The organism is Micromonospora sp. AMSO12t, from assembly GCF_008806585.1.
Taxonomy (GTDB): Bacteria; Actinomycetota; Actinomycetes; order Mycobacteriales; family Micromonosporaceae; genus Micromonospora; species Micromonospora reichwaldensis.
In genome coordinates, this window is the sequence record NZ_WAAS01000068.1 from 22744 (window position 1) to 28896 (window position 6153).

The 6153-nt window shown below is 73.2% G+C and carries 5 protein-coding genes; all 5 read right to left on the reverse strand.

Translation table 11 applies throughout. The features are described from left to right. Positions 1 to 102: 102 nt before the first annotated feature. Genes F6X68_RS13295 through F6X68_RS13315 form a run of 5 tightly spaced genes read right to left on the reverse strand, consistent with a single transcriptional unit; the run spans position 103 to position 6119 of the window. Positions 103 to 1089: an NAD(P)-dependent oxidoreductase gene (locus F6X68_RS13295; protein ID WP_151454570.1), complete on the reverse strand. Its 987-nt coding sequence runs from the start codon at positions 1087 to 1089 to the stop codon at positions 103 to 105. After that, a complete protein-coding gene (locus F6X68_RS13300; RefSeq protein ID WP_151454571.1) occupies positions 1086 to 2432 on the reverse strand; it encodes a nucleotide sugar dehydrogenase in 1347 nt (448 codons plus the stop codon). Before F6X68_RS13300 ends, F6X68_RS13295 begins: the two co-directional genes overlap by 4 nt. Positions 2433 to 2482: 50 nt before the next feature. Continuing rightward, positions 2483 to 3787 carry a lipopolysaccharide biosynthesis protein RfbH gene (gene rfbH / locus F6X68_RS13305; RefSeq protein ID WP_151454572.1) on the reverse strand — a complete coding sequence of 435 codons (1305 nt, stop codon included), beginning with the start codon at positions 3785 to 3787 and terminating at the stop codon, positions 2483 to 2485. A gap of 58 nt (positions 3788 to 3845) precedes the next feature. After that, on the reverse strand, positions 3846 to 4907 hold the full coding sequence (locus F6X68_RS13310; RefSeq protein WP_151454573.1) for a glucose-1-phosphate thymidylyltransferase: 1062 nt from the start codon (positions 4905 to 4907) through the stop codon (positions 3846 to 3848). 57 nt (positions 4908 to 4964) lie between these two features. Beyond that, positions 4965 to 6119: a DegT/DnrJ/EryC1/StrS aminotransferase family protein gene (locus tag F6X68_RS13315; protein WP_151454574.1), complete on the reverse strand. Its 1155-nt coding sequence runs from the start codon at positions 6117 to 6119 to the stop codon at positions 4965 to 4967. Positions 6120 to 6153: the final 34 nt, after the last annotated feature.

Here is a 6153-nt window from a genome sequence, read left to right on the forward strand (position 1 = left end):
GGCGGGACCCGCGTCCCCCGTCGGCGGTGCCGGCGGACCGGGTGCACGCACGACGGCGCCGCCCGACCCCGGCGGGTCGGGCGGCGCCTCGGTGTCGGGACGTCAGTTCGCGCCGGTGTCGGGCAGGGCCAACCACCACGGGTTCTCCCGGGCCCAGTGCACCGTCCGCTCCAGGCCGGTACGCAACGGCACCTCGCACTTCCAGCCCAGCACCGTGCGCGCCTTCGTGGTGTCCGGGATCCGCCGGGCCAGGTCCTCGTAGGCACTGCCCAGCGCCCGGCTGGTGTCCACGTCGGTCACCGCGGCGGTGCCGGTGAGCGTGCCGATCATCTCCGCCACCTCGCCGATGGTGTTCTCCACCATGCTGCCGATGTTGAACGACTCGCCGAGCGCCGCCGGGCTGGTGGCGGCGGCGAGCGTACCGGCGACGGCGTCGTCGACGAAGGTGAAGCAGCGGGTCTGCCGCCCCTGGTCGTAGACCACCACCGGACGCCCGTTCAACGCCCGGTGCACGGAACGGCTGACCAGGTACGCCGGGCGCTGCCGGGGACCGTAGACGTTGAAGTAGCGGACGATGGTGGCCGCCAGCCCGTGCTGCCGGGCGAAGGCGTACGTGAGGTGCTCGGTGAGGGCCTTGCTCGACGAGTACGTCCAGCGGTCGGCGGACGTCGCGCCGAGCACCCGGTCGTCCTCCTCCGCCCACGGCACCGCCGGGTTCTTGCCGAAGACCTCGCTGGTGCTGGCCAGCACGACGCGGGCGCCGGCCCGGCAGGCCAGGTCCAGCACGTTGCGGGTACCGGTGAAGTTGATGTCGACGACGTCCAGCGGGCGGGACAGGTACTGGTCGACGCCCACCACGGCGGCCAGGTGGTAGACGACGTCGACCCCGGAGGTGATCGCCTCGGCCAGCCGGCCCGGGTCGCGCACGTCGCCTTCCACCAGCCGGGCGTGCGCCGCGGCCGGCGAGCGCCCCACCGGCGGCGCCGGGCCGTCGAAGACGGTGACGTCGTCGCCGCGCTCCAGCAACCGGTCCACCAGGTGACCGCCGATGAAGCCGTGCCCGCCGGTCACCACCACCCGCGCGCTCACCGGCCGATCCCCCGGTAGTGGTACCCGGCGGCCCGCAGCCCGGCGATCCTGTCCTTCGGGAAGTACGCGCGCCCGTCGAGCACCAGGCACGGCCGGGCCACCGGCAGCGCGGCGTAGTCGATCTCGGCGAACCGCCGGTGGTGGGCCAGGACGGCCAGGCAGTCCGCGCCCCGCACCGCCTCGTCGAGGTCGGCGACCGGCCGCAGCCCGAAGAGCTTCTCCGCCTCGTCCGGGTCGACCAGCGGATCGTGCAGGCGGACCTCGCAGCCGGCCTCGCGCAGGGCCGCGACGGCCGGCAGCGTCGGGGTGGCCCGCAGGTCGCCGGTGTCGTTCTTGAACGCCAACCCCAGCACGGTCACCGTCGCCGTCTCCGCCGACCTGCCGAGCGCGGCCAGCTCGTCCAGCACCAGGCGCGCCGTGTAACCCGGCATCCCCGCGTTCACCTGCCGGCCGGCCGGCGCGGTGAGGATCTCCAGGCCCCGCTCCCGGGCCGAGTGCCAGACCATCCAGGGGTCCTTGGTCAGGCAGGAGCCGCCCACCCCGACGCTGGGCAGCAGGATGTTGATGTTGCTCTTGCCCTTCGGGATGCTGTTGGCGGCGGCGATCACGTCCAGCACGTCGACGTCGAACAGCGCGCTGAACTTGGCCAGCTCGTTGGCGAGCGCGATGTTCAGGTCGATCCACCAGTTGTCGGCGAGCTTGACGATCTCCGCCGCCTCCAGCGAGTCCACCGGGATCACGTCCACCCCCAGCGCCCGCTGCCAGAACCCGCCGGCCGCCCGGGTGCTGTCGGCGTCCAGGCCGCCGGCGACGATGGGAAAGGTCCGCAGCTCCCGCAGCGCGGTGCCCTCGGCGAGCCGCTCCGGGGTGAAGGCGATCCCGAAGTCCTTCCCGCCGCTCAGCCCGCCGCGCTCCAGCAGCGGCAGGACGAAGTCCCGGGTGGTGCCCGGCGGGACCGTGCTCTTGATCACGACCAGTTGGCCGGGCCGCAGGTGGCGGGCCAGCTCGACGCAGGCGCCGCGGAGCTGCTCGTCGGCGAGCGAGCCGTCGCGGCGCACCGGCGTGCCGACGGTGACGAGGACGACGTCGGTCTCCGCCAGCGCCGCGTAGTCGGTGGACACCCGCAGCCGGCCGCCCTCGATGCCGGCGCGGACCAGCTCCGGCAGGCCGGGCTCCTCGAACCGGCAGTGCCCGGCGCGCAGCTCGTCGACCAGGTGCGGGTCGACGTCCACGCCCACCACGTCCAGGCCCCGTTCGGCCAGGACCGCGGCGATGCAGGACCCGACGTAGCCGAGCCCGACGACCGCCACCCGAGGATCTCGTCGGTCGGACAGAACGCCCATCTGTGCTCCAATCAGGGAAGCTGCCGGGTCCCAGGGCGGGATCCCGCCGGTCAGCCGTAGGTCTTGACGAACTCCCGGATGGACGAGACGACGTAGTCGATCATCTCGTCGGTGAGCCCGGGGAAGACCCCGACGTGGAAGGTCTGGCTGGTCACGATGTCGCTGTTGGTCAGCTCGCCGACCACCCGGTACTGCTGGTCGGCGTACGCGGGGTGGCGGGTCAGGTTGCCCGCGAACAGCCGCCGCGTGCCGATCTTGCGGTCCTCGAGGAAGCCCACCAGCTCGGGCACGTCGAACGGCGCCCCCGGCTCCACGGTGATCACGAAGCCGTACCAGCTCGGGTCGCTGCGCGGCGTGGCGTGGGGCAGCAGCAGGTGCGGCACCCCGTCCAGGCCCTCGCGCAGGCGCCGCCAGTTGTGCCGCCGGGCGGCGCAGAACTCGTCGACCCGGGCCAGCTGGGCCAACCCCAGGGCGGCCTGCAGGTCGGTGGTCTTCAGGTTGTACCCGACGTGCGAGTAGATGTACTTGTGGTCGTAGCCCTCCGGGAGGGTGCCCAGCTGGTGCTCGAACCGCTTCATGCAGGTGTTGCTCTTGCCCGGGTCGCACCAGCAGTCCCGGCCCCAGTCGCGCAGCGACTCCACGATCCGGGCCAGGGCCAGGTTGTTGGTGACCACGCACCCGCCCTCGCCCATCGTCATGTGGTGCGCGGGATAGAAGCTCGCCGAGGCCAGGTCGCCGAAGCTGCCGGTGGGCCGGCCGTCGTAGAAGGAACCGACCGCGTCGCAGTTGTCCTCGATGAGGAACAGGTCGTGCTCCTTGGCGAGCTGCGCCATCTCGGCGACCGCGAACGGGTTGCCCACCGCGTGGGCCAGGATGATGGCCCTGGTCTTCGGGCCGATCGCGGCGGCCACCCGCTCGACGGTGGCGTTGTAGGTGCCCAGCTCGATGTCGACGAAGACCGGCACCAGCCCGTTCTGCAGGATCGGGTTGACCGTGGTGGGGAACCCGGCCGCCACCGTGATCACCTCGTCGCCGCGGCGCAACCGCCGGTCGCCGAGCTGGGCGGAGGTGAGCGCCGAGACCGCCAGCAGGTTGGCCGAGGAGCCGGAGTTGCACAGGTGCGCCTTGCGGACCCGCAGCTTACGGGCGAAGGCCGACTCGAACCGGCGGGCGTTCTGCCCGGACGCGATGCGCAGGTCCAGCGCGGCCTCGACCAGCGCCACCCGCTCCTCGGCGCCCAGCACCGCGCCCGAGGGCCAGATCTCGGTCTCGCCCGGGACGAACGGCCGCTCCTCCTGGACCTCCTGGTGGTACTTGCGGACGCTGTCCAGCAGCAGTGCCTTGGGGTCGCTCATCCCATCTTCCTCTCGGATCGTGCCCGGCAGCGGGCGTCGGTCGGCGGCCGTACGGGCGTCATGCGGCGAACTCGATCCGGCTGTGGTCGCCGACCACCAGCCGGCTTCCGGCCGCCGGGCTGAGGCTGACCGTGGCGGAGCGGCCGATCAGGCAGCCGCGCAGTCCACGGACGGCGGTGATCGAGGCGTCCGCCAGCACGATCGAGTCGGCCACCTCGGCGTCGACGAGCCGGCAGCCGGGCCCGATCGCGGTGTGCGGGCCGATCCGGCAGCCCTCGACCACGGCGCCCGCGCCGATGACCACCGGCCCCTCGACGCGGCTGGCGACGATGCGGGCGCCCGGCTCCACGACCACGGCGCCGGTCAGCTCGCTGGCCGGATCGACGCTGCCGGCGACCGCGCGCGGCTGGGCGTCGAGCAGGTGCCGGTTGCAGGCCAGCAGGTCCGCCACCTGGCCGGTGTCGCGCCAGTACCCGTCGTACTCGCTGGCGCGCACCTCGGCGCCGTTGGTGACCAGCCACTGCACCGCGTCGGTGATCTCCAGCTCGCCGCGCGCGCTGGGCGTGATGGCGTCGACGCCGGCGTGGATGGCCGGGGTGAAGAAGTAGACGCCGACCAGGGCGAGGTCCCCGCGCGGCTGCCGGGGCTTCTCCACCAGACGGCGTACCGTGCCGTCGGGGTCGAGCTCGACGATGCCGAAGGCGCGCGGATCGTCCACCTTGTGCACGAGCACCTGGGCCGCGGGCCGGTGGCGGCGGAACCGGTCGGCGTACCGGGCCACGCCGTCGGGCAGCATGACGTCGCCGAGGTACATGACGAAGTCGTCGTCGCCGAGGAACGGCCGGGCCAGCCGGACGCAGTCGGCCAGCCCGCGGGGCCGGTCCTGACGCAGGTAGGTCAGCCGCACCCCGAGGCGGGAGCCGTCGGAGAGGACCTCGCTGATCTGGTCGGCCCAGGCGCCCACGATCACGCCGATCTCGGTCACCCCGGCGTCGCGGACGTTCTCCAGCACGTGCTCCAGGACCGGCTTGTTCGCCACCGGGACGAGCTGCTTGGGCATCGAGTGGCTCAGCGGGCGCAGCCGGGTGCCGGCGCCGCCGGAGAGCACCAGGGCCTTCATCGCGTACCCCCGGCGCCCCGCCGCCCGGGTGGACCGGCCACCGGCCGCGCCGTCGGGTCAGTCACGGGTGCCGCCCTGCCGCTGCTCGACGGACTTGCGCAAGCCGTCGACGACCGTTCGTACGTCTGCATCGTCCAGTCCCTGGTGGAGCGGTAGGAGGAGGGTGGTCCGTGCCGCCTCGTCGGCGCCGGGCAGGTGCCAACCGGCGCCGTACGCGGGCACCTTGTGCAGCGGCGCGTAGCGGAACGTGGTGTAGATGCCGATGTCGAGCAGGTCGGCGGCCACCTGGTCGCGGATCTCCGGGTCGAGTTGCACCCAGTAGAAGTAGTGCGAGCTGCGCTGCCCGGCGGGCAACGGCGGGGGGAGCCGGACGCCCTCGACGTCGGCGAGCAGGCGGTCGTACTCCGCGGCGATCTCCCGCCGGCGCGCGACGAACCCGGGCAGGCGGCGGAGCTGGACCAGGCCGATCGCCGCGGTGAGGTCGTTGCCGACCACCCGGCGGCCGAACTCCCGCACGTCCAGCTCCCACCAGCGGTGCGGCACCCCCTTGCCGGCGGCGGAGAAGCCGCTGGCGTGCTCCAGGCCGTGGTACGCCAGGCGGTGGGCCCGCCGGGCCAGTTCCGCGTCGCGTACGTGCAGCATCCCGCCGTCGCCGGTGACCAGGATCTTCATCGCGTCGAAGCTCCACATGGCGATGTCGCCGAAGCTGCCGCAGGGACGCCCGTCGACGGTCGACGCGACGGCGCACGCCGCGTCCTCCACCAGGGCGACCCCGCGCCGGCGGCACAGCTCGGCGATCTCGGCCACCTCGCCGGGCACGCCGCCGTAGTGCAGCAGGATCACCGCCTTCGTGGTGGGGGTCAGGGCCCGTTCCACGTCGGCGACGGAGGGGTTGAGCGTGCGCGGATCGACATCGCAGAAGACCGGCCGGGCGCCGGCCGAGGCGATGGCGTTGGCGGCGCCGACGAAGCTGATCGAGGGCAGCACCACCTCGTCACCGGGCCCGAGGGCCAGCAGCTCCACGGCGAGGAAGAGCCCGGCCGTGGCCGAGTTGATGAAGATGGTCCGCTCGGGCACCAGCCCGGCGTGCGCGGCGAACTCCTGCTCGAACTCCCTGGTACGCGGCCCGTGCCCCAGCCAGCTGCTGTCGAAGACGGCGCGCACGGCGTCGAGCTCCTCGGCGCCGAGGGTCGGCTGGAAGACGTTGATCATCGCTTCTCCTGTCGTCGAGGACGCCCGTGCACCG